The sequence below is a fragment of the Peribacillus muralis genome, assembly GCF_001439925.1.
GTDB lineage: Bacteria > Bacillota > Bacilli > Bacillales > DSM-1321 > Peribacillus > Peribacillus muralis.
The window spans coordinates 1-26,338 of the sequence record NZ_LMBV01000013.1; the positions used below are offsets into that span (position 1 = coordinate 1).

Annotated in this window: 17 protein-coding genes and 3 riboswitches; of the genes, 3 read left to right on the plus strand and 14 right to left on the minus strand. The window is 42.5% G+C overall.

Annotated elements, in window-relative coordinates:
• Positions 1 to 346 precede the first annotated feature (346 nt).
• The 7 genes from ptsG to ASU00_RS15710 all read right to left on the minus strand — a co-directional run bounded on the left by ptsG (position 347) and on the right by ASU00_RS15710 (position 11,554).
• Positions 347 to 2,416, minus strand: a complete 2,070-nt coding sequence (gene ptsG, locus ASU00_RS15680; RefSeq protein ID WP_057914419.1) for a glucose-specific PTS transporter subunit IIBC — start codon at positions 2,414 to 2,416, stop codon at positions 347 to 349.
• Between the two features lie 210 nt (positions 2,417 to 2,626).
• Positions 2,627 to 3,469, minus strand: coding sequence for a glucose PTS transporter transcription antiterminator GlcT (gene glcT, locus ASU00_RS15685; protein ID WP_057914420.1), 843 nt, complete (start codon positions 3,467 to 3,469; stop codon positions 2,627 to 2,629).
• 149 nt (positions 3,470 to 3,618) lie between these two features.
• A complete protein-coding gene (locus ASU00_RS15690; protein WP_057914421.1) occupies positions 3,619 to 4,950 on the minus strand; it encodes an NCS2 family permease in 1,332 nt (443 codons plus the stop codon).
• Positions 4,951 to 5,049: 99 nt separating this feature from the next.
• Positions 5,050 to 5,151, minus strand: a riboswitch (purine riboswitch).
• Positions 5,152 to 5,369: 218 nt separating this feature from the next.
• Positions 5,370 to 6,890 (minus strand): glutamine-hydrolyzing GMP synthase, encoded by a 1,521-nt coding sequence (gene guaA, locus ASU00_RS15695; protein ID WP_201786304.1) that lies wholly within the window; start codon positions 6,888 to 6,890, stop codon positions 5,370 to 5,372.
• A 178-nt stretch (positions 6,891 to 7,068) separates the two neighbouring features.
• Positions 7,069 to 7,170, minus strand: a riboswitch (purine riboswitch).
• Between the two features lie 36 nt (positions 7,171 to 7,206).
• Positions 7,207 to 9,405: a DUF4129 domain-containing transglutaminase family protein gene (locus ASU00_RS15700; RefSeq protein WP_057914423.1), complete on the minus strand. Its 2,199-nt coding sequence runs from the start codon at positions 9,403 to 9,405 to the stop codon at positions 7,207 to 7,209.
• Positions 9,402 to 10,598, minus strand: coding sequence for a DUF58 domain-containing protein (locus tag ASU00_RS15705; RefSeq protein ID WP_057914424.1), 1,197 nt, complete (start codon positions 10,596 to 10,598; stop codon positions 9,402 to 9,404). Before ASU00_RS15705 ends, ASU00_RS15700 begins: the two co-directional genes overlap by 4 nt.
• Positions 10,598 to 11,554, minus strand: a complete 957-nt coding sequence (locus ASU00_RS15710; RefSeq protein ID WP_057914425.1) for an AAA family ATPase — start codon at positions 11,552 to 11,554, stop codon at positions 10,598 to 10,600. The genes ASU00_RS15705 and ASU00_RS15710 overlap by 1 nt, the downstream gene beginning before the upstream one ends.
• Positions 11,555 to 11,738: 184 nt before the next feature.
• Positions 11,739 to 11,956: riboswitch (cobalamin riboswitch) on the plus strand.
• Between the two features lie 161 nt (positions 11,957 to 12,117).
• On the opposite strand from ASU00_RS15710, the gene ASU00_RS15715 reads away from it, so the two are divergent.
• Positions 12,118 to 12,651 (plus strand): ATP:cob(I)alamin adenosyltransferase, encoded by a 534-nt coding sequence (locus tag ASU00_RS15715; RefSeq protein ID WP_057914426.1) that lies wholly within the window; start codon positions 12,118 to 12,120, stop codon positions 12,649 to 12,651.
• 15 nt (positions 12,652 to 12,666) lie between these two features.
• The gene (locus ASU00_RS15720; protein ID WP_057914427.1) at positions 12,667 to 13,614 is read left to right on the plus strand and encodes an ABC transporter substrate-binding protein; all 948 of its coding nucleotides are present in this window, start codon (positions 12,667 to 12,669) and stop codon (positions 13,612 to 13,614) included.
• 777 nt (positions 13,615 to 14,391) lie between these two features.
• Here ASU00_RS15720 and essA read toward each other — a convergent pair.
• The 7 genes from essA to ASU00_RS15755 form a co-directional block, all read right to left on the minus strand.
• Positions 14,392 to 14,868, minus strand: coding sequence for a type VII secretion protein EssA (gene essA, locus ASU00_RS15725; protein ID WP_057914428.1), 477 nt, complete (start codon positions 14,866 to 14,868; stop codon positions 14,392 to 14,394).
• A complete protein-coding gene (esaA, locus tag ASU00_RS15730) occupies positions 14,855 to 17,785 on the minus strand; it encodes a type VII secretion protein EsaA (protein ID WP_057914429.1) in 2,931 nt (976 codons plus the stop codon). Before esaA ends, essA begins: the two co-directional genes overlap by 14 nt.
• Positions 17,778 to 22,259: a type VII secretion protein EssC gene (gene essC, locus ASU00_RS15735; RefSeq protein WP_057914430.1), complete on the minus strand. Its 4,482-nt coding sequence runs from the start codon at positions 22,257 to 22,259 to the stop codon at positions 17,778 to 17,780. Before essC ends, esaA begins: the two co-directional genes overlap by 8 nt.
• A 30-nt stretch (positions 22,260 to 22,289) precedes the next feature.
• A complete protein-coding gene (essB, locus tag ASU00_RS15740) occupies positions 22,290 to 23,591 on the minus strand; it encodes a type VII secretion protein EssB (protein WP_057914431.1) in 1,302 nt (433 codons plus the stop codon).
• A 69-nt stretch (positions 23,592 to 23,660) separates the two neighbouring features.
• Positions 23,661 to 23,900 (minus strand): ESX secretion system protein YukD, encoded by a 240-nt coding sequence (gene yukD / locus ASU00_RS15745; protein WP_057914503.1) that lies wholly within the window; start codon positions 23,898 to 23,900, stop codon positions 23,661 to 23,663.
• A 98-nt stretch (positions 23,901 to 23,998) separates the two neighbouring features.
• The gene (locus tag ASU00_RS15750) at positions 23,999 to 24,289 is read right to left on the minus strand and encodes a WXG100 family type VII secretion target (protein WP_057914432.1); all 291 of its coding nucleotides are present in this window, start codon (positions 24,287 to 24,289) and stop codon (positions 23,999 to 24,001) included.
• Between the two features lie 620 nt (positions 24,290 to 24,909).
• Positions 24,910 to 25,830, minus strand: coding sequence for a nucleoside hydrolase (locus ASU00_RS15755; protein ID WP_057914433.1), 921 nt, complete (start codon positions 25,828 to 25,830; stop codon positions 24,910 to 24,912).
• Positions 25,831 to 26,109: 279 nt separating this feature from the next.
• On the opposite strand from ASU00_RS15755, the gene ASU00_RS15760 reads away from it, so the two are divergent.
• Positions 26,110 to 26,292 carry a hypothetical protein gene (locus ASU00_RS15760; RefSeq protein WP_057914434.1) on the plus strand — a complete coding sequence of 61 codons (183 nt, stop codon included), beginning with the start codon at positions 26,110 to 26,112 and terminating at the stop codon, positions 26,290 to 26,292.
• Positions 26,293 to 26,338: the final 46 nt, after the last annotated feature.

The following is a 26,338-nucleotide window of genomic DNA, read 5'->3' on the forward strand; positions in this document are numbered from 1 at the left end:
TTTTAATAGTGTGTGCTCACTTAAAATTTAACGTTGGCGCTTTGTTTTGTTCAGTTTTCAAAGAGCAATCTTTATGTCGCTACTTTAGCAACTTTATTATTATAGCACCATCATCATAACATGTCAACAACAAGTTTCATTAAGTTCTTGTTTGCAATTAATGTCTCAAGCGGTGTATTTAATATACTATCACCTGGCCTAAGACAAGTCAATTTAAAATTTGATTTTTTTCGTTTTTTTTTCAAAAATGCCGTCTTCTTCTATTATAAGGCATCATTCTGAGAAATCGAACCCAATATAAAAAGGAGGGCAGCTCACGAGAGCTGCCCTCCTTTTTATAATATTATTAATTGATGGAAATAACGTCCGCTTCTTCCCTATCTACATTTCCGTTCTTTTCAATCTTTACACTCTCTCCCTCGGAAAGATTAGTAAAGACGATCGGCGTAATGATAGATGCCGCATTGTTTTTAACATATTCTAAATCAACCTTAAGCAACGGTTGTCCGCTTGTCACTTTATCACCTTGAGCTACAAGCGCTTCGAAGCCTTTGCCTTCTAGCTTAACTGTATCAATCCCGACATGGATTAAAATCTCACGTCCAGCTTCCGAGACAATGCCTATTGCATGTTTTGTTGGGAACAGATTAACAATCGTACCGTCTACTGGAGAAACGACCAATCCTTCGAGCGGTAAGATGGCAAACCCATCACCCATCATTTTTTCGGCAAAGACTGCATCAGGCACTTCCGTAATCGATTTCAATTCCCCTTTAATTGGTGAAACGAAGCGCTCGGATACTCCTTCCGTGCGTAAAGGTGCAGGAACGATATCCTCGATTTGATTTTCGACACCCTTTTCAGGAGACGCTTCAACCTTACGAGGTTTTTTCCCATCCATGATATCTTTCATTTGCCCCTTGATCGTTTCCGAACGAGGTCCGAAAATAGCCTGGATATTGTTGCCCACTTCAAGAACCCCAGCAGCTCCTAGTTTCTTCAACCTATTTTTATCGACGCTTCCGATATCATTTACAGATACGCGAAGACGGGTGATACAAGCATCTAAATGAGAGATATTTTCTTTACCGCCCATTGCATCAAGAATATCTCCAGGGAGGCTTCCTGCTGTACTTGCAGTTCCAGTAGATTCAGCGTCTTCATCTTCTTCTACTTCACGGCCTGGCGTTTTCAAGTTGAACTTCCGAATGGCAAATCTGAATCCGAAGTAGTAAATAAGAGCAAAGACTAAACCGACTGGAATGACAATCCACGCATTCGTTTGCGGATTAATCAAACCGAACAAAACGTAGTCGATTAGACCACCAGAGAAGGTCATCCCGATCTTAACATCAAGTAAATGCATCGTCATGAAAGATAAACCTGCAAACACACAGTGGATCCCGAAAAGTACAGGTGCAACGAATAAGAATGCAAACTCAAGTGGTTCTGTAATCCCAGTCAAGAACGACGTAAGCGCGGCAGAAGCCATCAAACCACCGACGATTTTCTTTCGTTCCGTTCTAGCCTCGTGGTAAATGGCTAAAGCCGCAGCCGGTAAACCGAACATCATGAATGGATATTTACCAGTCATGAAGGTACCTGCCGTTAGATTCTGTACACCATCTTTAATTTGTTCCATGAAAATACGTTGATCACCTTTAACCTCTACTCCAGCTGAATTGACATAGCTGCCAAATTCATACCAAAACGGAGAATAGAAGATATGATGCAAGCCAAACGGGATTAAAGCACGTTCCACTACCCCGAATATAAATGCTCCAAGCGTTAAGTTGGCACCTAACATATTTTCAGAGAAGGCATTTAGACCAGACTGTATCGTCGGCCAAATCAAAATCATCAACAACCCAAGAACAACTGCACTTACAGCTGTTGCAATCGGTACAAACCGTTTACCCGCAAAGAATCCTAAATAAGAAGGAAGTTCAATTTCATAAAATTTATTATACATAAAAGCAGCCATGACACCGACAATAATACCTCCGAAGACACCTGTTCCCAACGTTGGGATACCAAGAACATTCGTATACATCGCACCATTGTTCTTAATGTCAACGGCATCAATTCCAAGAACTGTGCCCATCGTTACATTCATGATCAAAAATCCGATAATTGCAGCAAGTCCGGCAACGCCTTCCCCACCAGCTAAACCAATCGCGACCCCAACGGCAAACAGCAAGGGAAGATTGCCAAATATAATATTCCCGGCATTCTCCATGACGGATGCGACCATTTCAACTCCGCCACTCGCTAAAAACGGGGCGATATCCAACAAAGTCTCATTTTGCAATGCATTACCAAACGCAAGCAAGATTCCAGCCGCTGGTAAAATGGCTACAGGAAGCATCAAAGCTTTACCGATCTTTTGCAACACACCAAACAACTTCTTAAACATATATTTTCCTCCTCTTTAATAATTTTCAGACTAATAAAAACGGTTACATATGGTGATTGAATGCATCTTCCCACGCAACAGATTTATAATACAAAAAAGGCATAAGCAAAGAGAGTATTGAAATGGAATCAGGTATATACTACCCTCTTTCATGACAATCATTCTCCTCACTTATGCCTGATCGAATCAGTTACACGTAAGAAATGTTTTTTATCTAATTTTCTTTTGTAATCGTTGGATATGCATCGTTAAGTAGACAGCTTCCGCATCACATACCGGCTTGCCTAAATTCCTTTGCATAATTTTTATTAGCTTCCATGAGATATTGTAGCACAAAGGATATTCTTCTTTCAATAGCAAAGCGATTTTTTCTGGTTCATCTACTGTTTCCCCGGACAGGACCCTATCTATCATGAATCTTAAATGACGGACCAAACGGGAATAATCGATGCTGTCCTTATTTATTTGTATGCCGAGCTGCTCTTCGACCACTTGGATGAGATGATAGATTAACTGCGAATGCTGATTGACTTCCGATAAATCCTTATTGGTTATTGCACTATGAATATGAAGCGTTATGAAACCGATTTCCCCTTGCGGCAGGCCGATGCCTGTCTTGTCTTGAATTAAATCGATAACATCGACTGCGATATCATGTTCAAAAGGATAGAGGGTTATCGTTTCTTTCAAAAATGGGTTTTTTATAGTCATTCCTTGTGAAACACGCTGAAGGGCGAACAATAGATGATCAGTTAATCCGACATGTATATGTTCATTGAGTTTACCTGACACTCGATTACTAATAAGATGAATGGATTCTATTATGGCAGCTTGAAGATTCTGGTCGATCTCCGGCAAAAGTTTTTTGTAACTTTCCTGTTCCTTCATATCTTTTAGAACAAATGTTTTATCAAAAAGTTGTGGACTTAACTCCTCGCCTTTCTTCCGGTTGAAGCCTATGCCCTTTCCAATGGAAACCACTTCACCATATGACGGATGCGTGGCAATCACCACGTTATTGTTCAATACCTTTTCGACGATAAAACCGCTCATTTTTCTCCCTCATTTTTTCACAAAGTCATCCTTATGCCCTCAGGATAAAGTACTTAGTATTTTGTCCCTTTACTATACACGATATATCCTTTCTCTTACAACAGAAAGAAGAGCCCCTAAAACAGGGCTCTTCTTAACAATGCTTATCATTACTTCAAGAAAATAAAATATAGAAGGAAGACGACTCCAAGGCCCCACATGATTGGATGAACCTCTTTAGCTCTTCCCTTCATCGACATCGTGATCGGATAGAAGATGAATCCACAAGCGATCCCCGTGGCAATGGAATAAGTCATAGGCATCATGATAACCGTAAAGAAGGCTGGTACGGCAACTTCGAATTTGTGCCAATCAATATTCTTAAGCGAAGATGCCATAAGCACTCCGACTATGACCAATGCTGGAGCTGTAACAGCCGATGTTACGACTGAAAGAAGCGGGAAGAAGAAAAGGGATAGGATGAACAGCAGCCCTGTCACCACAGCCGCAAATCCGCTTCGAGCTCCGGCTGCCACACCTGATGTTGACTCAACATAAGATGTAGTTGTTGATGTACCAAGAATTGCACCTGAAACGATGGATAATGAATCTGCTAGCAATCCTTTTCCCACCCTAGGAAGAACATTATCTTTCATCAAGCCTGCTTGTTGCGCTACAGCCACTAACGTACCCGCAGTGTCGAAGAAAGCAACGAACAAGAAGGTCAATATTACGATTAACATTTGTCCAGTGAAGAGATCACCCGGGTTTCCGAAGGCATCGAATGCAACTCCGAATGTAGGGGCTAAACTCGGGACAGGTCCGACAATTTTCTCAGGCACAGGTACTTGGCCAAAGATCATTCCCGCGATGGCCGTAATGACCATTCCTATGAACACGCCACTTTTGACGCCCTTTGTCATCAAAATCACGGTAACGACAATTCCGAAGACTGCCAATAAAGTATTTCCTGACGTTAAATCACCTAAACCTACAAGCACACTGTCATCATTCGTAATGATACCTGAGTTTTGGAACCCTACGAACGTAATGAATAAACCGATACCCGCTCCAACTGCATATTTCAGCTCAACCGGTATTGCATTGATAATTTTCTCACGTATTCCTGATAAGGAGAGTAAAACGAAAATGATCCCTGATATCAAAACACCAGTTAAAGCCGTCTGCCAAGGAATTCGAAAACCAAGCACAACGGTAAAAGCAAAGAAAGCATTCAAACCCATCCCTGGCGCAAGCGAAATAGGATACCTGGCGATGAGTCCCATCAATATTGAACCAATTGCTGCAGCTAGAGCTGTAGCAGCAAAAACTGCACCGTAGTCCATTCTCAATTCATCGGGTACGTCCTCTATGCTCTGTAAAGTTAGAATAACAGGATTAACAACCAAGATATATGCCATAGCAAGAAACGTCGTTAGACCGCCAAGTATCTCACGGCGATAATTCGTTCCCAATTCATTAAAACGAAAATAATTCTTCATTATGAGTCTCCCCTATCATAAAATCGTAAACCGAAAGACAAAAAGCCCGATTCGCTTCCGAACGGGACTTGACTACTGTTATGTAAAGGATTAGCCTTTTGGCCAATTTATTCACATCGTAGTCAAGCCGTTAACGGCAGCTTGGTAGAAACTTTTGGGCCATATCCCCAATATTATACGACAATTATGTTTTTTTATTAATATAGGTATAGTGTACCAGTCACCAAAATAATCGTCAATACATCTTACGAATATTTTTTATGTAATTTCAGGAAATGTTCGCGTTTCAGCTTAAATTCCTTACTAATTATGGGTATACGTTCACCAACATACGCAAAACCAAACCACATCACTTACTGTTTCGTTATTTCAAAAAAAAAAATCAGTGAAGGTCACCCTTCACTGATTACTTGCTTCTTCTATTCCCACTCGATCGTTGCAGGTGGCTTGGACGTAATGTCATACACGACGCGATTTACATGATTAACTTCATTAACGATTCTTGTTGAGATGATTTCAAGTACATCCCACGGAATACGTGCCCAATCCGAAGTCATTCCGTCAATGGATGTAACCGCACGAATGCCGATCGTGTAATCGTACGTACGGGCATCGCCCATGACCCCAACACTGCGGATGTTAGGTAGTACCGTGAAATACTGCCAGATTTCACGTTCCAAGCCATTCTTTTTAATTTCTTCACGGAGGATATGGTCAGATTCACGAACGATTTCAAGTTTTTCATCGGAGATTTCACCCAATACACGAATACCTAAACCTGGACCTGGGAATGGTTGGCGCCAAACGATTTCATCTGGAATGCCCATTTCACTACCAAGTGCACGCACTTCATCCTTGAATAGCGTATTCAAAGGTTCGATCAATTTAAATTGCATATCTTCCGGCAGACCGCCGACATTATGATGCGATTTGATGGTTTGTGCAGTGGCCGTACCACTTTCAATGATATCTGTGTAAAGCGTTCCTTGTGCTAGGAAATCGATACCTTCAAGCTTCGTAGCTTCGTCATCGAATACGTAGATGAATTCGTTACCGATAATTTTCCGTTTTTGCTCCGGATCGGATACGCCTGCTAGTTTCGATAGGAAACGCTCGGATGCATCTACCTTGATTACGTTCATATTAAAGCCTTCACTGAATGTTTTCATTACTCCTTCAGCTTCACCTTTACGAAGTAATCCATGATCAACGAAAATACAGGTTAACTGATCGCCAATCGCTTTATGAATCAATACAGCTACAACGGAAGAATCGACCCCGCCGCTTAGTGCACATAACACCTTTTTATCTCCGACCGTTTGACGGATTTTCTCCATCTCGATTTCAATGAAGTTCTCCATGGACCAGTCGCCTTTGCAACCGCAAACGCCGAATACGAAATTTTTCAAAATGTCATTTCCGTAAACCGAATGGCGGACCTCCGGATGGAATTGCACGGCATACAATTTACGTGACTCGTCACTCATTGCCGAAATCGGGCATGATGGGTTCGTCCCATCAACGGTAAAGCCTTCAGGTGCCTCCACCACTAAATCGCCATGGCTCATCCAGACGATTTGCTCTTGCGGCAGGTCACTGAATAGCTTAGATTCATTTTGAATGGCAAGAGTGGCTTTTCCGTATTCACGGTTTTTCGCTGGTTCCACTTTTCCGCCAAAATGTTTTGTCATAAGCTGCATGCCATAACAAATGCCGAAAATCGGCAGACCCATTTCAAAAATGCGCTCATCGCAGCCAAATGCCGCAGCATCATACACACTGTTAGGGCCTCCTGAGAAAATAATTCCGGTAGGATTCATTTTCTCGATTTCTTCTACCGTGATTGTATGAGGATGAAGCTCACTGTACACACCGAATTCACGGATACGACGAGTGATCAATTGATTATATTGGCTTCCGAAATCTAGTACTACGATCATTTCCTGGTTCTTTTGCAATTCTGTTTTCCCCGGCACAAACGTCACCTCTATTAATGTAATTCACCCGTAAAATCGAGTGATACTTTCGTATAAAAAATATTATCATAAAAAAAGAAAAACTAAAAATCCACCCTCAAAAATACACAAAAAGTACAGACGAAGGCAGATTTTCAGCTTTCCTGTTAAAATCCGCCTTCATAGTCAAATCATTTACGGTGATTCGGTAGAAACTTTCGATCCATATTATCGAGGATATATGAAGGATATATTAGTTTAAGTTAGTTTTTGTTATTGTATCAATATAATAAAAACCTGGTCAAGAGCTAGTTTTTTTCATCAAGCCTTCCCAGACCCTTTGAAAGTGCTCCCATTCGCCATCTTCAACGTCTCCACGATATATCATTAATTCGTATATAACCGTCAATTCGCTCATCTCATTAGTACCGTATACTGCATCGACATAAGCTGCGTACTCCCTTAAAGTTTGCCCATTTGGCCGATTTAACCGAGCCCGTTTTAATTGTTTTAATAATACGAGATAGGCAGACGTGAAATGAAGGCCGGATTTACGCCTAAACATAAAGATGTGAAAATGGGGCAACCATTTCCTTCTGGAGAAATAGCTGATCGACGTGACAATCAAGACACTCATAAGGGTGATGGCTATCCATTTCCACTGCCCTGCCAGCCTTTGTTCTCCAGCTTCCCCGATCGAGCTGGCTTCCTGGTCAGGTGTATCCCGGCGTTCCCTGGCCTCTTTTTTTATTTGTTCTGCATTAGCGGGAGCTTCCTCACTCTTTTTAATTTCTTCCTGTTTCAATTCCGAGTCATAAAATTCGACTTCCCCATTGAATCCCTTTGTTGGTTCGAACGGCACCCAGCCTATCCCCGAGAAATAAACCTCGACCCAGGAATGTGCATTATTATTGGTGACCTTATAAACGGATTCACCTTGAAAAATCGTTTTCTCCCCTTCGGTGTACCCTTTTACCCATCTGGCAGGTATATTCGCGGCACGAAGTAAAACGACCATTGATGTTGAATAATTATCGCAATACCCTATCTTTGTCTCGAATAAAAATTGATCGACATAATCCTGACTCGTATCTGGATAGGGAATATCATCTTTGGAATAAATGAATTCAGGACGATCAAAATAATTCTCAATGACCTTTGCCTTATCGTACCAATTCGTTTCATCTCTCGTAAGCTGAGATGCCAATTCATAGACCCGGTTAGACAAACCCTCTGGAAGCTGTGTATTGTTTTCCATTAACAGATCCATCGACACATCGGCTTCCGTGACCTTCCTTAGCTCAGCTATATCAAAACTCGGCATGTCATAGGTCAACTCATAATCTTCCATTAACTGAGGTTCGCCATTTTGATATTCGGTAATGATTTTGTCCATACCTAGATAATATATAAAATCCATTTTCGTGTCGGTATTGCCTTCAATCTTTTTTAAATACCCGGATTGAGGATGCAGGATATGTGGATACATTTCTTTCATGGACACTTTCGCTGTCATTTCCTTCGTTTTCACCACTTCAGGAACTTGGAAAATATCTAATTCACCCAAATCCTGGCCGATAGAAAAAGAGGCAACCTCTGGCTCCTCAATGGAAACCCACCCCTTTCCTGTATACACATCTTTGTTTTCCACTTTCCAGTAATGCCCCTCAGGTGCAGTGTTTAAAAAAACGACAGTGTTATCCGGCTCTATCGAACCACCGAGATTCGAATCATCTTCATCGTATCCGACGCTTTTGTCCCTTGAACCATCATCTTCTTGCATCGCCCTAACTGAATAAGATGTGATATAAGGAACTGGGTCTGGCCACTGAGGAGAGAGCTTTGGGCCCATGAAGCCAACGAGAGTACTTACCACTATCATTCCAAACAGCACCAAGCCAAACTTTTTGATGGATGCCGCCGACCATGCAATTTGCTCCTGTATCATCAGACGCAGCAGGGACAGCAGCCCGAGCATCAAAAATCCAATCATGATGATCCTTATCATTGCCATGTTCCCCGCGTAGGGAGTGAATGTATCAAGGACTGATACAAAAATCACCGTTAAAATGAAAAAGAACAAAATGCTTTGCCTCACCATCACCCAGTAATGAATCAAATACGTTACTAGCCAAAGAAGCACAAAAAATAGCAACGTTCGAAACGGGTTTGTGATCAACTCCCAATTCCCATCGTATATAACCCAAAAATTAGCCGTGAAATCCATTAGAAAACCTTTCATCCATGACAATGCATTATCTGAATAAAGGAGCTGTAAGGACAACATGATATAAGCGGTGATGAGGATTAAACGGATTGACCAATGAATCAGGAAATAATGCAGCAGCAATGAAAAAATTAAAAATAAGACAAAAATATAAATATTACCTGTATCCGTAAGTTTATCGACAGGCCTTAGCCACTCAGTAAGCAAAATCAGTCCAAAAACATACAGGATGATATGCATGAACCTTTGCAGCCTTTCGGAAGTGGCAGTCATTTTGCCATCGCCTCCGTTCTACTGAATTGCAGTTGCCCCTGTTCAATAAAGCTAACCTTGATACCCTTTGTTATAGCTGTAGATTTTGCCCTTTTTTCCTCATCCGATAGATTTGCCTGATTCTTCATACATAAAATCGTTACTCCCTGATTAGCACGGAAAGTATGCAATGTGTCCACCTTTTCCCGGGTTATTTCGGATACGATGAAAATCACGGCAGCGTTTGCCGGCAAATTTCCCATTCTTCCATTCTCGGCTAATGCGTTTTTGGCACTCGGTCCTTCTTTGGCAAGACGGGTAAAAATCTTCCGTCTATGAACCCTTCCTGCCCCGACAGGAAGGATTAGACCCGAACCGGTACTCGCATACCCAACCTTCATGCCTTTTTTTATCATGCTGTGTACAAAGGAAGCCGCCACGGTTATGGTTTGCTCAAAAAATATCGATGGCTGATTATCCAAGATGATCCATACATCCCGATTTTTTTGCACTTCGAATTCCTTCGTCATGATCTCACTCGTTCTAGCCGTCGCCTTCCAGTTAATCCATGACAGCTGATCACCTGGCTGATATGCCCTTACCCCAGCTACCACCGAATGTTCCCGCTGTGTTTTCTTTGTCGAGCCTGCTTGTCCCTGATTGAACAATCGATCAAGATATAGGGAAGTAAGCTCCTGATATGGGGGGAAAACGGTTATTTTCAATGGAGAATCAAATATTGCTTTCTTTTCAACGAGTCCAAAAAAATCACCTATCCAAAAGCTAATCGATTGAAACCTATGGTCACCACGGGGCAGGTTTTCCAAAACATAAGACATACTGATGGTACGCCTGAATCCAGGGAAGATCACAACTTTCCTATGAATTTCCCTATCTTCCAATTCCCTTGGCAACTTCTCCTCCATCACCAGAAATAAAAGGGGCAGCCGGTTTTTACGGGTGAACGTCAGATCTATTTCAACGGATTCACCTGCCTGGCATTCTCTTTTACTCACCTTTCTTTCAACCGTAATGGCGTGAAGAGGATAAAACAGCAAAATCGCGGCGTACGCGGCGAAAGGCAAAAACGAATAAAAAATGAACCAACTGACAAAACCGCCTTGAAACATCGCAAAGCAAAAGGAAATGGCCATAAGAATTACCAGTCCGACCGCATTCATATTTTTCTTTAGAAGATGAATGAAACGGCGCATTATGTCAGAGCCCGCTTCACAGGCACGTGAGTCTTCGCGACCAATTCATGAATGACCATTTCAGCATCAAAGCCATCATAATTCGCTTCTGGACTTAAAATCAGGCGGTGGGAGAACACGAACGGAGCTAAATATTGAACATCATCCGGCAGGACATAATCCCTGCCCTGGAGCAGTGCATACGCTTGGGCTGCCTTCATCAAGGCAATCGATCCACGCGGGCTCACCCCTAGATAGACCGCCTGATGTCTCCTGGTTTGATTAGCCAGTTCAACAATGTAGCCTTTTATCGTGTCGTCCACTATCACCGTTTTAGCCTCTGCCTGCAAAGCTTTCAATTCTTCCAAGGTGATGACTGATTCCAGTTCTTCAAGCGGAGCCATGTATTGAGCTCTTTGCAGGACCTCGATTTCTTCGGCAGCACTCGGATAGCCCATTTTCATTTTTAAAAGGAATCGATCCAATTGAGCTTCTGGAAGCGGGTATGTTCCCTCGTACTCGATGGGGTTTTGCGTCGCCATGACAAAAAAGGGCTTCTCCAATCCCCTTGTGACACCATCGATGGTCACGCTTGCCTCTTCCATCGCTTCAAGCAAGGCAGACTGCGTCTTCGGAGAGGTCCGGTTAATTTCATCTGCCAAAATAATATGGCCCATTATTGGCCCTGGCCGAAAAATGAACGCTTGTTCCTTTGGGTTAAAAATCGAAACACCGGTTACATCAGAAGGCAGTAAATCAGGCGTGAATTGTATACGCTTAAAGCTTGCACCTATCGATTTTGCCAGTGCCCGGACCATGACTGTTTTTCCTACTCCCGGAACATCCTCCAATAAAACATGTCCACCGGAAAGAAGTGCAACGATGCTCAGTTCTGCAATATTCCGTTTTCCGATAATCACCTTTTCAATATTCCCTAGAACCTGCTCCAGTTTTTGATTTGCCTGCTTATAAATCATTCTCTACCTCCCGGGAAATCTATCACAATTATTTCATGTCCACATCCAAGTTTAACTTACAGTAACATCCAATTAACCCTCACATTGTAAGTTTACTAGATAATCCGTAAACCATAAACGAATTTCTCTAAAAATATTATTGCAGCTTAAGGAAAAAGATATGGTAAACTATTCCTAAGTGAATATGAACCTTGCAGAAAAGGGTGCTGCCTTGCCAGCCTAATAGGGAATTCGGTTCAAAACCGAAGCTGTTTCCGCAACTGTAAGTGCTAATGAAATAAGATGATTACCACTATTTGACGATGGATAAAACATTAAATTCCATCTTATAGCTCAAATGGGAAGGTTCTTAGAGTAAAATGACGCACAAGCCAGGAGACCTGCCTTTTTTTATCGTATCATGCTCTTCGGAAGATAGGAGATTGTACGGCAGTCTTCCATCTTTTTTTCTATTAGGGATACATGGATGCTCGATGCCGACCAAACCTCTTGGTCGGCTTTTTGTTTTGATGCGAAAAGCGATACGAAATTCATTCACCAAACCACATAAAGGAGGAAAAGTTATGGCACAGAAAGACCTTCGTTTTATTTGCTACCCATACATGCGCGAATCGGTTTCCACAGTTGATTTTGAAATACGAACAGACTCATTGACGACGCAAATCGGCATGGCCGCATCACTGACGAAGGATATTCCTGACGTTCATCGGGATTTAATGGAGCTACTGCCCATGGCCTACCATCTAAATGGCTCTGTCCGTGGAAAACTAGCCATCACCATCGAGGATTTGGATCATTTAAGTTCGATTTATGACCGGTATGTTGCAGAAGTTAAAGAGCAAATCGAGACATTTGTTCTCCCCCAGGGGTCAACGGCAGCCTGTGTCCTGCATGCTTGCCGCAGCGAAGCCAAAAAGTCCGTCCGCGCTCTGCACAAAATCAGTCTGGAAAGGGAAGTTCCAGGCATCCTTTTCGATTACGCCCATTTGCTTGCAAACGTTTTATTCGTGATGGCAGTCTACATCAACAAGCAACAATGCATCGAAGAAATACCTTTTATCAGCAAATCTTATCCTACTAAACCGATGAAAAAATAGACGGAGGAATAAATAATGAAAATCACCCAAAAATTCAGCTGGATTTCCGTGCTAATGCTTACCCTTTTCCTTACAGGATGCGGAGTAACGGATCAATCAGCAAAAGATGATAAAAGTTCGGACAAAGCGAAAGAGGCTAAGGCCTATACAGTTACAGATGATACTGGAAAGAAAATAACATTCGATAAAGCACCAGAAAAAGTCGTTTCACTACAGCCAAGCAATACGGAAATTTTATTTGCCCTAGGACAGGGGAAGAAAGTCGTTGGCGTGACGGACTTCGATAATTATCCCGAGGAAGCCAAAAAAATAGAACATGTTTCAGATTCCGTGAATATCAATGCAGAAAAAATCATTGCCCTGAAGCCAGACGCCATCATCGCTTATACGATTGGCGATGAAACGAAGCTAAAGCCACTTGAAGATGCTGGCATTCCGATATTCATCATTAAATCCGCAGCCAGCTTCGATGACGTATATGGGGATATTGAGCAGATTGCCAAAGTGATGGGAGTTACCAATGATGGCGATGCATTGGTGAAGGATATCAAATCCCAAATTGCCAGTGTCGAAGAAAAAGTGGGAACCCTGGATGAACAAGAGCAAACATATTTCGAAATTAGTCCTGCTCCGGAAATCTATACAGCAGGCGACGAAACCTTCCAACAAGAAATCCTGGAAACCGCTGGCATTAAAAACGTCTTTGACGACCAAAAGGGCTGGGTTAAAATATCCGGTGAAGAAATTGTCAAGCGCAACCCTGAAACCATCCTTACGACTGCCACCTATGTAAAAGATGCCGTCAAGGAAATAACATCACGTAAAGGATGGGAAGATATCGATGCCGTGAAAAACGATGACGTCCATCTGCTAGATGAAAGTGTTATGTCCCGTCCCGGACCAAGGATCGGTGAAGCGGTAGAACTTGCTGCTAAAACCGTTTACCCTGACTTATTTAAATAATATGGTATAAGGATGCTCCGGTCCATCGGAGCATCCTTTCCTTTTTTTCTCCGCTCATTAGTGGTGGCATGGACCTCTGCCTTTCTTCCTATGTTTATGCTAAAATGAATGAAATCCAATCAAATGACTTTCCGAGGTATTGAACATGTATAAAAAATTCTTCATTTGGGTCTTGGCACTCGCCCTCCTTTTAGGGATTCTTAAAACCATCATGGACCTGTAGCAAAAACGCTAGACAACTAAAAGGAGATGCTGTCTGAATTATACGAGACGGCATCTTTTTTAGGTTCAACTGTCTCCTTAAACTTATTTAAGCTCCAATGCACTGTGGGTAATCTGAATTCCATCTTCGGGTTCCAAGCACAGTGGAATGCAACGATCGAAATCGAAACCCAACAGAATTGCTAGCTTTTGTTCGGTTCTAATGCTGAATGCTACATCAAACCACAGGCTATGGAGGTTCTATTATCGTTTCCACGCAGAGTGGAATGAAACGGAAGGCAGCGAGACTCCTGAGGGAAATGCGGTTATGGGGAGACCCCACAAGCTAAATGCCGAGGAGGCTCCCCGACCGCCCGCGGAAAGCGAGTGCCTGCAGTGAAATGAAACGGGCATAGTACAATTCTCCAAAACTGTAGGCATTGGAAAACCTATCTTCGTTTTCACGCAAAATGCAATTAACCTCTTAAATTTTACAAACAAAAGTACCCTGCAGGATAGACTTTTTTCAAAGTGTCTTCCTGTAGGGTACTTTTTAGTCAGGCTAAAGCCTTTTTCTCATTTTCGCTTAGCGTCTCCATTCAGCTTTCCCATTTTCGGGATCAGAATAAAAAACAAACATACGACCGAAAGCGCTACAATAACTCCAAGCAAAATCGTCAGATCAAAATTAAAGAGAGGCTCTGTTTCTTCTTCACTTCTCGTTCGAATGCTGACTTCTGAAAATAATCCAAGCTGATCGGCTTTAGAAGCAATTGTATTATCATTCCCTGCTACCGGAGATAGAAACAGGGTGTCCTTCACTGAATCCAGGACATCATATTTCCCTCGTTCAAAGGTAAGGTCCTTTTGCTCTTCAGGCAGTCTCTGCTTTTGCTCCAGCAAGTCCTCCTCATGGAAGTACTCCGTTTGAATATCAATATCCTTTTCTTGATATTCGTTAGGCTCCACCATCGGATCCTCGGCGTGACCATGGGGGCTAAGGCTAAAAAACAAGATGAACAAAATAACGAATACATATTTATTCCGCTTCATGGGCCATTTCTCTTCTTTCGGTAAAACGCTTCACTATATAGGAAATGATCGATCCGATGAGCGTCAGTATCAACAAGATGATGATAGCCGGAATGAATGCCGACTGATCACCGAACTGTATGGACATGTAAACGTCTGCCACCGGGTGATCGACGTTGAAATTAGGCATGATTAAATCCAATAATGGAATCGTAAAGAAACTGATCAAACCAATCACAAGGATAGCACCGACAAACGGCCCAATCGAGAAGGCAAGTCTTGTAAACGCTGAACAGAAGAATAAAAGCAAGACGGTGAAAACGGTCCATTTAATCTCCTGCATATCTCCCAGCGGATATATCTTCAAACCATATATGCTGATGATTAACCCTACGATCAGATTCAACAAGGTAAACAATGCTGCATGAACCATCATTGGAAGTGTTCCATAATGATGCAGGAAGAAACCAATTAATAGTCCGGAAATGAGTATGATCACCAACATGACGATCGGCGGGATATTCACCTTTTCCTGATGAAGGACTTCACCGCTGATTTGAACGGGATTCGCTAAGTATTCGTATACATACCCGTTCTGCTGATCATCGACTAGCGTGTTATTCAAGACACTATATACGTCCGTCTTGATTTGAACGGTCGAGTCTACATTTTTTGACCAATTATCATTAAGCTGATCGGCCCTTTCCTGTACGGAACCCACTTTCACTTGCAGGTCGGCGGTATCCCTCGCAACCGTGTCTTGACGCTCGGCCACGGAATTGACGAGTTCAGAAATGAAGCCGACAGTTGTCGCGGTATTATCTTGTAGCGATATAAACATATCACCGTCAAGGTTCACCGGTGGTTCGGGTTCTACTTCGGGTACCTCCATATGATCCGACAGATTGCTAGATACTTCTTGAGCACGTGCTGAAATTTCCGCCATTTCAGCTAATGTGGCTTCCTGCCCCGCTTTTACATTTGCATCATATTCCTTCATATAACCTAGAATGGAGTCCGAGAACATCCCGAAGTTCTCATTAACTCCCGCTAAACTGGCTTTAACGAGTTTCGCATCCTCATCTACGTTTGGGGAAACTCCATTTTTCAAGTTTTCCAATTCTTTTATATTAGCTGCAAATACCTTATCTACATTTGCTTCCGTGACTCTTTCAGCCAATTCTCCGTACGATGAAAGTGCTCCATAATAGGCAAGAAGGTCTTTTGAATTGCGGTTCGTGATAGCATGATTGAAAATCCCCACTAACACCGCTCGCCTTTCTCCCCCCACTTTTTCAAGGAGTGCCTGTTCGGAACTCTTGATCTCCGTAATGGCCTCGTCGATGGTCATGTTTTGGAGGTTCTGCAGTTCTTCGATATCCTTCTGTGACTTTTCCCATTCGTCACCGAGATTTTTATAATTGGCGCCAAGTTCATTATAATCAGCTTGAAGCTGTGTGTGCTGTGCCAGCAGTTCATTATATGAATCTACTAGTGTATTGAACTCGGTAATCACTTGATTGTAATTTTCGGTTCTGCCGCTCACCGTTCCGTTGAGATTATTTATTTCATCTTGAAGTTGTGCTGTAAGAATATTGATTTGCTCAGCAGCTCCTTCACTCCCCTCAGCTGGCACCAACGCTTCAAGAGCTGTGTGAATGCCAGTTAATTGGTCCAGTAGTGCCTGTAGCGAGAGCTCATCGATTGGATCCTTCTTTGAAGGGGCACCAGCCGATTCACCGATACCCGTTTCGGTCTCGATTTCCTCTATCTGTGCCTCATCCCCTCCAGTGACATCCGTCCCATCACCAGAACCGCTTGCTAGGTTTGCTCTTTGCGCAAGCATGGCGGCCTGAAGCTTATCAAGATCAAGCTCTTCCGTTTGTTTGAATTGTTCAATCGAACTTTGTTGATCTTGAGAAATTTTCGAAATTTGTTCGACTTGTTTGCCTTTCATGCTTGTTGCAAAGTTATCCAACTCAGCATTGCTGGTTTCAAGCCTATCCTTCACGACCCCGACATTTTCATTAAAGCCTTGGTCATTCAGGCTGTACTTAGTAGCCATCCCTTGCTGAATCTCTGGAACCTGTTCGTTTCCCTCATTCAACACCTTGTCATATGTTTGGACACTATCCTTGACGAGCTGCTGATTTTGGTTAGAAGCATCCGTAAATAGTTTGCTTTGGTTTTTTTGATAGTCCTCAAAAGACACGACATCCTTTACGAAGGAAGCCATTTGGGCTTTTGTCTGACTCATTTCATCCATTGTTTCATTACTCGTTTTCCCAGCATTCTTCGTTTCGGCGAATACGCCTTCAAGCATGTCCTTATGCTGCTTGATACTCCCAGCAAGACTTTCAGAGCTAGGGGTGTAGAATTCATACATCGTATTTTGAAACGCGATTTCCTTTTCAAGGACATTATCGAACTTCTTGCGGATGTCCTCGACAGATTGGGAAACATAACTCCAATACTGTGTTGAAATATGCTTGTTCATTTTGCTTTTTGTCTTCTCTAATTCTTTTTGTACCTTTTCCATATTCTCTGCATTTAAACTTGTTTGTACCTTGTACTTAATCCCCGCCTTAATGGGCTGTTCATCATCGAACGTATAAATATTCTTTGAAAAATCTGATGGGAAGTAAATAACCGCATCATACTTTTCACTGGCTAGCCCGCTTTCAGCCGTGCTTCGGTTAACCACGATCCACTCATATTCGGAATCCTTGTCCAAGGTTGTAACAAGTTCCGAACCGACGTAGATCGGGTTATCATTGAATTGGGTGCCATTATCTTCGTTGACGATGGCGATCTCGCGGGATGCCGTTTCCAGCTTTTTCATTGGATTTTGACCAATATAAGAAAAAAACAAGATTGGCAACGCAATGATTACAAGTATTTTACCGATTAACAGCATCGGTTTTATTTTTTCAGACACTCTCGTGCACTCTCCTCTTTTGTTCACTTAGTGGGATTTGGATTTTACTTTCCTGACCATTTTGTATAAAGTATCCGTAGCCCGGCTGAATTTCTTCTTCTTTTCTCGAATAAGAGAGTGTATACAAGCTTTGGTCGGATTTTTTAAGGAGCAAGATAGCCTGCCTGACTTGCTTCAATTCAGTTGTCAATGAATCATAACCCTTGGTGAAATCATTAGCATTTCCAGCGACAATCAGTCTGAACCCAAGATGACCATACTGCTTCATCATGCCACCGATTCGATCCTGTATCCTGCCATCGATCGTCTGCTGAAACCTCGAAAAACTATCAATCACAAAAACAATCGCTTCGGATTCCGGTTGCGTCATCGGTTTCATCTCCAAAGCCGCTAGATAATGCCGTTCACGCGCTTCAAAGATTTCCGTAATATGATCTAGCCAACCGGTTATCTGATCTTTTGTTTCCACATATCGTACCTTTTCGGTCGATGCATATGAGGATAATCCACGGTCGATTCCGTCAAATAAACCGATTTCGCCCGTCCGTTGTGTAAGCAAAGAATCCAGGAGCACTTTAAGGACATTCGTTTTCCCTTTACGTGACTGACCAAGGACAAGCAAGAATGGATCGACATTCAGCTCCACACAAACAGGTGTAACGCTTTCCTCCGAGAGACCGATTGGTATGGAGTCCTTCTTGATGGCCTGTGACCAGTAATCCTTGAAAGAGCTGACATCAAGGTGCTTCGGCAACATCGGTATGGCCGGCGGCTTAGGTGTTACCCGATAGGTATCTTTATGTTCAGCGACAGCTTGTTTCATTTCAGCCAAAACGGCTATATCATCCGCTCCATCTGCTGGTAAATACATCTGCACGAGATAGGTTTGATCTTTTTTCACCAGCGCTCTCCCTGGAACCGGTTCATTTTCATAAGGGGTTCTGCCCAAAACTGAATATTGCTCCGAACTGTCCATTAAATAGTGAACAACCTTCGTCTTAAGACTATTCATTAATGGCTGGCGAACCGCATTGATTCTAGTTGCCGTCAAGATCATGAAAATCCCCAGTGATTGTCCGTCACGTGCAAACTGGATCAATTGCGCTTCCTGGTCTGGCATCTCATCCTTGACTAAATCAAAGTTGTCGACCGTGATATAAATAATCGGCAATTTCTCCTCCGCTAACGCGTTATAAAGCTTGATGTTACTAAGCTCCTTATGTGAAAAAAGCTGCTTGCGCCTTTCGATTTCCGCTTTCATGAATAGCATGAATTTTTCGATTTTCCTTAGCTCATCGAATCGGAAGTAATCCCCTGTATGAGGCAGCTGGCGCAATGGCAGCAAAGCGCTATTGCCAAAGTCGAACAAGTAATAATGCAATTCTTCAGGAGTGAATTGATCTGCAAAGCTAAAGAGCAGTGTCAAAACCGAAGTTGATTTTCCATATCCAGAAGACCCGAATATCCCGATATTCCCATCCTCAATCCAGTTATAGCTATAGTTCGTCTGGCTCTGTAATTCAGGCTCATCCTTCATTCCGATATGGAATTGATTGCTCGTTTCGCTTCTTTCACTGCTTCTCGTTAGGCGGGCTTGAAGGGGAGGAAGCCATGGACTCGCAAGCTTCTCGATCTTCATTTCTGCCTGTGTCTTCACGATATGGTCTGCAACGGCTTCAATTTCACTGATCTTTTCCGTCCTTTGATTAGCGGCCTGTTCCGAAACACTTGAGATTTGAACAAGGCCAAGGTCCGTGACCAGTGCCACCTCATCCTCCGCCCCCGCTGTATCCTCTAAATAAGGTGCACCGCTCCAAGCTGACTGAAACAGTTCGTAAACCTCGTTGTTGCCTACCTGCAAATATCCCCGTCCTGTGACAGTGATATTTGCTGCATCGCTATTTTTAAGAATTTCCTTACTATCATTGGCGTCCTGCACCTTTAAGGAAATCTTGAAGCGGGCATTACTCCAAATCTGGTTATCTATGACGCCGCCGGGCTTTTGCGTGGCAAGAATTAAATGAACACCCAAGCTCCGGCCAATTCTGGCAGTGCTGACTAATTCACGAATGAAATCGGGCTCCTCATTCTTAAGCTCGGCAAACTCATCTGATATTAAAAATAAATGCGGCAGCGGTTCTTCCGCTTTTCCTTCTTTGTATAAATCGGTGTAGTCGTTGATATGATTGACTTCATACCGATCGAACAGGCGCTGGCGTTTTTTCAATTCACTATTGATGGAGGCCAGGGCCCTTGTACTGAAGTTCCTGCTACCCTCAATATTCGTAATGACTCCGAGCAGATGCGGAATTTGCCTGAATGGCTGTGCCATTCCCCCGCCTTTATAATCAATGAGCAAAAAGGCTACTTCATGAGGATGATAATGAACGGCTAACGAAAGAATGTAGGTTTGCAGCAGTTCACTTTTCCCCGACCCGGTCGTCCCAGCCACCAACCCGTGCGGACCATGCGCCTTTTCATGTAAGTTCAGTTCAACTCGATCATTTCTCCCTTTCAGACCAATCGGTACCGCTAATGATTTGGAGGACTGGTTGGTAAGCCAGTTTTTGCTGATGGGCAGCTCCGCCACTTCCCGTGCCCTTAATAATTCCAGAAAGGAAACCGTTTCTGGGATTGAATTGTTCATGCCCTTTTGATGATCTAGCGAGCGAAGCATACGTGCATAACGCTCATTCCCTTCTTTAGCATGGACATCGAGAGTAAATGGAGTATGGACAGCCTTCGATTGCTGGATAAGAATTTCACCTTGACGATCGTTTATATACTTTACGAGTGTATGGACATTTTCCGTCAAACTTTCTTTAGCATCGGCAGCAAAAATCGTCGAGATGCCCAAATCATCCGCTTTGCCTTCCAAGTATTCCAATATGACATGCTCAGCAATCAACTGACGATCCGTGACGATAAAGACGAAATGAGGAGTGAATCTAACCTTCCCCTTGTTCTCATCCAAATCTCTTTCCCTCAAAAGCCGATAAATCGAAGTTAATAGCTGGTCGCGTGATTGTTCATTGTATATAAATCCTTTTGCATAGGCATGCGGCAGTTGAAAATGGGGAAGCCATTTCATCCATTCCCATTCCCGATAATCGTTTTCCGGAAAAATGGCCACAAATCGGACATCATGATAACTATGAAAAAAGGCCAGTTGCCCTATCATTTGTTGCAGCTCCCGTTTAACGATCGACTCCTTTCCGACAAGCCCCATCGATCCATGTGATAAATCAATGGATAACGGAAGATCCTCCAGGTTTTTGTAAACATCGACAAGTTCCTGTGACTGTTCGAGTAAATCATCAATTTCACGATTGGACATATCGTTACTGTTAACCGAGACCTCATAGCTTGACGGTATTGTCGCCGTCCCGATCTTAAAGTGCAGTGCGTCTTCACTTTCCAACGTTCGCTCCCATATTCGGTCACTGATACTTTCGGTTAGCTGCTTCATCCTCTCGAAGGAAGGGTAATGATAGAACAGCACATTTCTTTGCTTTTCAGAAAGCTCTTGCAGTTCCTCCCGCTTTTGCTCTAGATACCGAGTGTATACACGGTGGCGTTTTTCATCCCTGAATTTTTGTTTCTTTTTGTCTTTAATGTATTGCGCCGTCGAGGTCACTAAAGTCGTGGTGAACATCACAATCGATATGATGATGAATATCCCCCGCGGCTGAACGATTGTGATGACACCCATGACCATCAACATCATCAATGGCGGCATCAGGATTAGCCATAGCCCTCTATTATTGTCTTCCGATTCCTGGCTCGGAAAGGAGATCTTCACTTTCTCGTCCGGCAATTCATAGATCATCCTTGGAGTCCGGCGATATTGCGGATAGCTTTTCTTCATTTCCGAAATCGGCTTCTTCACTTTAGGTAAGGATGTTGCATAGGATTCGGCACTATGAATCATCAATAAGTCGCCTTCAATCAACCTCAGTGTCATATTCGGCAAAAAAATGAGATCGCCGTTTTGAACGGGTGCTTTTGCCGCCACCCTTTCACCGTTGAGGAAAACCTTGCTTGTTTCATCGGGCAACAGAAACCACTGCCCTTGAAGAAGAAGCATCGATAAGCCATCACTCGAAAAAGATCCTTCCTTACGGAAAGTTGCTTCCGTCTTGTTCGATACAGTGACTTCTTTCAAGTTGCCGATATAATAAAGGCTTTCTTCCAATTCCCCTGCCAGATTAAAAATATCGACCGTATCTTCCCCTTTATGGAAGGTGAAGCTCCGTAACGGCTTTATATCACCAAGCTTCGTTTCCCCTCCGTAAACCTCATATTCGTCGAGCCCCTCCCGTTTTCTCAGTTCGATGGGTCCCTGTTGGAAAGACATCGAATGGATGGTGATCGCATCCTGTTTTGTTGGTCCAATCTTGATAGGACGGTTATGCTCACTCTTGACCGTATAAGATTGGAAGGTCTCCTTCGTATAAATCCATAATAAACCCATATAATCTCACCTCCGCAAAAGGCAATATCCTCACTCTTTGCTTTTCTCTTTTTCTTCAGATGATTTTTTCAAGGAACCCTCACTTTTTTCCTTTTCTGCTTCTTCTTTTACTGCAGGCTTAGCTTCCGCTTCAGGATCGGATTTCTCCACGTTCTGATCATTCAATTGCTTTTCTAATTCCTGTTTTTCCTTTTCATATTGGGACAACTCAGTATCGACTTCCTTAAGCTGTGTTTCCTTTTCTTCTCCTGATAGCTTGTCATCCAACTTTATCTGTTCTTTCTGGTTGATCAGCCCATACATAATCAATTCGCGGTCCTCCATGATTCTCGCCAAATCGATCGCGTCCTCATTCTCCCCCCTGCCTATATAAATCCAATACAGGAGATACTGACTATCGGTTTGCAACGTGATCGCATTTTCGACATTCTTCCTCCCGGCACCCTCCAGCGGTTCATATGTGACATAAGACTTTGCCAATTCATATTGAACGACATACGGCATTTTTTTTGGATTGTAGTTTTCCAAGCGGTCAATCACTTCACTATAATTCTGCTTTAGGAAGCTTTCACCGCTTTCGACGTAAGCAGCGTGTCTAGGCTGGGAGAAGAATAGGGTATAAATTGTAAAGAACAACAATGGCACAAGGGCGATCACCATTCCAACAAGACAATACCGTGCCGTTTTCCACTTCTTTTCAGGGATATGTACAAATGCTTTTTCTTCCTTCTCCAACGCATCTATTCTAGTTTGGATGACCGCGGAAAGTTCATCCCAAGTCCCGGCAGCCCATATACTTTGGACTTCGTTCGATAGCTTTAGTGTTTGATGGTAATGCAGGTACTCTTCGAATGACTGCTGCCCATCCACAAGCGCCGAGATCGTTGCCTTCGTTTCTTGAAATAACATATCCTGATTCTGCTCATAGGGCGGCAAACTATCTCTTACACCGTAATGGAGGAAATGCGGGGACAAACTTGAATCAAAAACGATATTTTCCGGACAAACGGAAAGCATCAGCCGAGTCAATTGATGATATCTGACCTTCTTCACGACTTGATATGAAGTTAACCATCGGACTAGCACATTTTTCTCTCTTGCACTCGAAAAATCAAAAAAAGAGGCAGGTGAATTTACTCTGATCTGCACCTCATCCTCTGTCACTTCTATATGTTTCTTTAGAGCAGGATCAGCTTCATGGATAAGCTGCAATTCCAATGGATCTTGCATCGATAGATTCGCCCGTTGGAAAACGAATATATATCCACTATCATCCTTCACCATGTGTGCTGCAATTTTTTTCTCCAGATATGTGGATTTCATCTCATCCATTCTATGTACTCCTTTACCCCTGCTAAAGGGCTTTAGACTTTTTTCCTATAATGAGGCCGCACTTAACCGTTAGAGGATCTCAAGGCGGTCCCCCGTCGTAATTCCGCTATCAAGCAGGGTATCATAACCTGAACATACGAACTCTTTATTCTGGACCCGCACCCAATAGCCTTCTTTAGGTGTATTGGCAATATTCTTAACCTGCCATACTATTTCCACTACCTTCTTGATGGAGCGGTAATCCGACACTTGCAAGTCAAACACTTCCCCCGTATACCTCTTTAAATCGATCGTTAGTTGAATATATATATAGCCCACCTCATTTCAAGCAAAAAAAGCGCCACGATCTTCATAAAAGAGTCGCGGCGCTTTTTCTAGACAATTCTTTATCTCTTTTGAGCTGATGATTATCCGCGAATTTGACTAGCAATCTGGTTATCTGTGTCTTCAAGGATTTGCGCTGATTTATGCAATTGATGAGAAACTTCATTCAACAATCTTGCCATATCCATGAATGAAGGCTTCAATTCTTCGTATTGCCCGACGAAAGCTTCACTTGAAGAACCTTCCCAAATGCCAGTTAAATGATCTCTCATTTTATCCAAACGACCAATGATATCCGTTACCTGTTGGCTCTCATTATCATATTGTCTAGCTACATCTTTCAGTTCTGAAGGTGTTACGCGAATTTGTGACATAGTAAAAATCCTCCTTTTATCTTATAGTTACATATTAATGTAACTATACAAATTCTGCCATATAAATAAAGAAGAAGTCGAAAAATGGTAAATTATAATTACAAAAATAAACCTAAATATGGAATCATTAAAGTCTATGTACCTGTTTTTTTAAATCACTAAACTATTTTTTTATGTGAACTTCAAATGTTTTACTTTTTATCGATAAAAAAAGTTCCATATACCCAATTATTTTGGAAACATTGCTCAAATATATGATTTTAGACGAAATCATTGTGACTTTAGACAGAATTAATCAAACGTTTGATTAATATTTGAAAAACACCAGCGTTTTCAGATAATTGGATGGAAGGACATCCGACAAACGGAAAATCGCCATTACCTAATATATCCGGGCCTGATTCGGCTTTTTTCGGCCTAACTTCAATTAATTCGAACTAACTTCAATTAATTCGGCCTAACTCTAATTATTTCGACCTAACTCCAGATTAATTCGGCCTAACTCCAATTATTTCGGCCTAACTTCAGATTAATTCGGCCTAACTTCAATTAATTCGACCTAACTCCAGACTAATTCGGCCTAACTTCAATTAATTCGACCTAACTCCAATTATTTCGGCCTAACTTTTAATGACCCGATCTAAAAAGTGTTTCACAAATCGGTCGGCATCTACTTCCGTGCAGACACGGATACTGGATTTGCGATCAGGCTCACCAATTGTTCTGCCTGTCTCTTCGCCTTCGGTTACCACCTTGACGTCCATCAATTCTGTACTTACAAAACCAGAATCGATCGCAACTCCGACTGCAAGTGGATCATGAAGAGCGCAACCGCCCAAACCTGGATGGGAGGAATCATAAGCCTTCATATAATGGTCGGTCATTTTCGCAAAAAATTGGGCAGATTCCGTATCAGTTGCACGCCAATCATCAAGCTTCGATTTCGGTAAACACGTTTGCATGGTCACATCAAGGCCCACCAGGGTTACTGGCAGATTTGATGATAATACTAGATCTGCCGCATCGGGATCGGATATGATGTTCGCTTCAGCAAAGGGGTTTACATTGCCCGGTACTTTCACGGCACCTCCCATTATGATCACCTCTTTAACGAGGGACATGATTTCCGGGGCTTTTTTAATCGCCAAGGCGATATTAGTCAGCGGGCCCACTGCAATAACCGTAATTTCATGGGGACGGCTATTCACTTGATTGATGATGAAATCCACTGCATTTTCATGTGCTGCTTGGAGGGAAAGTTGCCCCTTGAGTGTATTTCCTAGACCGTCTTCGCCATGGACATGCTTCGGATATTTCTTCTTTTCCCCGCGCTTCAAGGTTTGATTGGCCCCACTGTAAACTGGGATATGCTGATTTAATTGTTCTAAAACCGCCAGTGTGTTACGAGTCGCATCCTCAACGGCCACATTGCCAAAGCAAGTCGTAAAACCGAGCACCTCCAATTCTGGAGAATGTAATGCGTATGCCATCGCCAGGGCATCATCAATCCCTGTATCGACATCGAATATAATTGGTTTCATTTTTTCGCATGCCTCCCTAATTTTTTTAGCATTTCATTTTCATTTCTTATAATTCCCAACTGAAGTTTACCATTCAATCATAAACAGTTCCAGACAAAGGTAGACCTGCCCTCATCTCCTATCGATGATGGCCCGATGAATCTCCTTGTGATAATGGTTGACTCAATATTCATCCTAATGTTATAAAAAGAAAACAGATAAAGATATATATAAAAGCTGCATTCCGTTCTATCCGTTACATGCAAAATGATGAACTTATGGTAATAAGGTGGAAAAAGGATGAAGATGTATAAGTTAGTTAAAGATGAATCTTTTGCGTACAAAAAAGGAACAAAATTCTTTTTAATTTCACATTCTGAATTCATAGGTGTCAAAAGCTATGTGTTACTGGCCGAAAATTTACAAGGGAAGATAGAAATAACGGAAGAAGAATTATCAAGCAAGTTCGTTTCCATATATTGAGTCTTCTTCATTCACTCCGTGAAACTAAAAAACGAGGGAATCTCTA

Bases quoted from the DNA above. Each gene is read 5' to 3' on its own strand.
- ASU00_RS15750 (WP_057914432.1), bottom strand. From the start codon at position 24,289: ATGTCACAAATTCGCGTAACACCTTCAGAACTGAAAGATGTAGCTAGA.
- ptsG (WP_057914419.1), bottom strand. From the start codon at position 2,416: ATGTTTAAGAAGTTGTTTGGTGTGTTGCAAAAGATCGGTAAAGCTTTG.
- ASU00_RS15700 (WP_057914423.1), bottom strand. From the start codon at position 9,405: ATGACTGCCACTTCCGAAAGGCTGCAAAGGTTCATGCATATCATCCTG.
- ASU00_RS15705 (WP_057914424.1), bottom strand. From the start codon at position 10,598: ATGCGCCGTTTCATTCATCTTCTAAAGAAAAATATGAATGCGGTCGGA.
- essC (WP_057914430.1), bottom strand. From the start codon at position 22,259: ATGGGTTTATTATGGATTTATACGAAGGAGACCTTCCAATCTTATACG.
- ASU00_RS15715 (WP_057914426.1), top strand. From the start codon at position 12,118: ATGGCACAGAAAGACCTTCGTTTTATTTGCTACCCATACATGCGCGAA.
- ASU00_RS15690 (WP_057914421.1), bottom strand. From the start codon at position 4,950: ATGAAGAATTATTTTCGTTTTAATGAATTGGGAACGAATTATCGCCGT.
- ASU00_RS15720 (WP_057914427.1), top strand. From the start codon at position 12,667: ATGAAAATCACCCAAAAATTCAGCTGGATTTCCGTGCTAATGCTTACC.
- ASU00_RS15760 (WP_057914434.1), top strand. From the start codon at position 26,110: ATGAAGATGTATAAGTTAGTTAAAGATGAATCTTTTGCGTACAAAAAA.
- ASU00_RS15755 (WP_057914433.1), bottom strand. From the start codon at position 25,830: ATGAAACCAATTATATTCGATGTCGATACAGGGATTGATGATGCCCTG.
- glcT (WP_057914420.1), bottom strand. From the start codon at position 3,469: ATGAGCGGTTTTATCGTCGAAAAGGTATTGAACAATAACGTGGTGATT.
- guaA (WP_201786304.1), bottom strand. From the start codon at position 6,890: ATGATCGTAGTACTAGATTTCGGAAGCCAATATAATCAATTGATCACT.
- essB (WP_057914431.1), bottom strand. From the start codon at position 23,591: ATGGATGAGATGAAATCCACATATCTGGAGAAAAAAATTGCAGCACAC.
- essA (WP_057914428.1), bottom strand. From the start codon at position 14,868: ATGAAGCGGAATAAATATGTATTCGTTATTTTGTTCATCTTGTTTTTT.
- ASU00_RS15710 (WP_057914425.1), bottom strand. From the start codon at position 11,554: ATGATTTATAAGCAGGCAAATCAAAAACTGGAGCAGGTTCTAGGGAAT.